This is a genomic window from Streptomyces sp. ICN903, assembly GCF_022015835.1.
GTDB classification, from domain to species: domain Bacteria; phylum Actinomycetota; class Actinomycetes; order Streptomycetales; family Streptomycetaceae; genus Streptomyces; species Streptomyces fenghuangensis.
In genome coordinates, this window is the sequence record NZ_JAKMAY010000530.1 from 1 (window position 1) to 1,865 (window position 1,865).

General features: G+C 77.5%; 1 protein-coding gene. It reads left to right on the forward strand.

The window, feature by feature from the left end:
* Positions 1 to 79: 79 nt before the first annotated feature.
* On the forward strand, positions 80 to 1,865 hold a 1,786-nt coding region (locus L7D48_RS28550), incomplete at its 3' end, for an acyltransferase domain-containing protein (RefSeq protein ID WP_237883961.1).

Consider the following 1,865-nt stretch of genomic DNA (forward strand, 5'->3'; position numbering starts at 1 on the left):
GCCCCCGTCACCAGCCAGCCCGCCTCCCGTTTGCCGAAGCCATCCGCCGCCGGGGATCCGGCCGCCGACAGGAGAGCCCATGCCGCTCACCGAACACACCGCAGTGGTCCGCAGACTCACGGTCAGCACCAGGGGAGCACCGGCCGGGGAGGCCGGCCGCGGCGAACCGGTCACGGCCACCGCCGCCGCCGTCTCCGCGGTGCTGCGCGCCTTCGGCCGCTCGCCGAAGGACCTGCCCGCCCGTACGGCCGTCTTCGTCGGCGCCGCCCGCACCGCCGGCCTCGGCCCGGAGCACGAGGGCTTCCCCGTGCACACCGCCTCCTCGCCCGGCCGGGCGCTGCGCCGGGCGCACCGCGAACTGCTCGCCAAGAACGTCGACCTCGCGCTCGTCGCCGGATTCGGCGAACCCCGGGCGGAGGCGGTCACCGTCCACGCGGTGCGGCGCGCGGCCGAGGCCGTCGCGGACGGCGAGTCCGTGCTGGGCGTACTGGACCTCCCCGGACAGGCGCCCGGGGCCCCCGACGCCTCCGGCACCGCCGACGACGCGCCCGTGGTCCGTCCTCTGCGGTACGGCGGCCGCGGCACCGACCCCGGCGGCGTACGGCTGCTGCTGTGGTCGGGCCGGGACGAGGCCGACGAGGCCCGGGTGCGCGGAGAGCTGCGCCCGATGGTCGACCGGCTCTTCCCCGAGGCCTTCCCCGTCCTGCCCACCGCGGTGCCCTGCGGACAGGAGCCCGGCCCGGTGCGCGCCGCGGCCGTCACCACCGCCGAACGGGCCGCGCGGGCGGTGCTCGGGGCGAAACCCGTCACCACCGGCAGGCCGCGCCCGGTCGCCCTCCTCTTCCCGGGCCAGGGCTCCCAGCACACCGCGATGGCGGCCGGGCTGTACGGCCGGGAGCCGGTGTTCACCGCGGCCATGGACGCCGTGCTCGACCTGTTCGGCGAGGACGGCGAGGACGTCCGGGCCGACTGGCTCGCCGACGGGACCACCCGCGCGCCGGGGATCGGCATCGACGACGTGCGCCGCGCCCAGCCGCTGCTGTTCGCCGTGGACTACGCGCTGGGCCGCACCGTCCTCGGCTGGGGCGTGCGCCCCACCGCCTTCCTCGGCCACAGCGCCGGCGAACTGGTCGCCGCGGTCTTCACGGGCGTGGTGTCGCTGCCGGACGCCGTCGGCATGATGCGCGAGCGGGTGCGGTACGCGGTGGAGATCCCACCGGGCGGCATGCTCGCCGTCGGAGCCTCCGAGGAGGAGCTGCGCCCGTACCTGCGCGGCGACGTGGCCATCGCCGCGGTCAACGCGGGCCGGCAGACCATGCTGGCCGGCTCGTGCGAGCCGCTGGGCGAGGTCGAGGCGGCGCTGCGCGCCGACGGCCACACTGTCGTCGCCGTCCCCGCCACCAGCCCCTTCCACTGCCCGGCGATGGCACCGGCGTCCGAGGCCGTCGAGCGCGCCTACCGCGCCGTACGGCTGAGCCCGCCCGCGCTCCCGCTCTACTCCGGCTACACCGGGGGCCCGCTGAGCCCCGAGGACGCGCTGCGACCGGACTTCTGGGCCCGCCAGCTCACCGACACCGTGTACTTCAGGCCCGCGCTGGACGAACTGCTCGCGGCCGACGACATGCTGCTGATCGAGGCGGGCCCCCGGCAGACCCTCACCGCGTTCGCCCGCCGCCACCAGGCGGTACGGCTCAAGGCCAGCGCGGTGGTGCCGATGCTGCCGGCCCGCCCCGGCGGCCCGGGGGAGGACCGGCGCTCGGTGCTCACCGCCGCGGCCCGGCTGTGGGAGGAGGGGCACGCCCTGGACCTGGACGCGGTGAGCCGGCTGTGGAACTGGAGAGCCGACGCCCCGCCCGCCCCGGAGG